Origin of the sequence: Bartonella sp. AP19HLJMH (genome assembly GCF_042196245.1) — a bacterium.
Lineage (GTDB): Bacteria > Pseudomonadota > Alphaproteobacteria > Rhizobiales > Rhizobiaceae > Bartonella.
Genome location: NZ_JBHIPX010000116.1, coordinates 1 through 503, shown reverse-complemented (window position 1 = coordinate 503; position 503 = coordinate 1). Strand labels below are relative to the sequence as shown.

The window sequence follows — 503 nt, the reverse complement described above, 5'->3', positions numbered from 1 at the left end:
CCTATGCTTAAAAGACCTTCCGTCGTATCAACTTCAGCAAACATCTTCGTGATAAAGTTAAAACTTCCATCTGGTGCCCCCATTTCTTGCGAAACAACCGTTGCCTCCATCGGTGCTCCCGTAAACATAACAAGCCGATTGTTATCATCAAAAGCACCAAGCATGGGAGCGCCACTTTGCCAACGAGGGCTGTCTAAAGAAGCCGGCAAGGACTCAAGATTGATCGAGATCTCATCTAACTGTTCTAAAGTATAACCTGTCGTAAACACTGGAAACAACGTGAAAGGTTTTCCCTGTAGCGTCGACCATTTCTGCAATCCCCAATCATAGACAAAGGTCGTTTGCTCGTTATTGCCTCTCTTTATGGACCAGTAAATCCGGTTATCAACGGGGTCTATAACCCCTTGCATCTCATCAAGAGCAAATTTATCAAAGGTTTTAAAAACCGTTCTATCAACCTTCTCAAAGCCTATCGGCAAAAGTTGACCATCAGCACTGATCTG

At 44.1% G+C, this 503-nt stretch carries 1 pseudogene; it reads right to left on the bottom strand.

From position 1 onward, the window contains the following. Positions 1–503, bottom strand: a pseudogene (locus ACFINR_RS09690) (hypothetical protein); the annotation flags it as partial.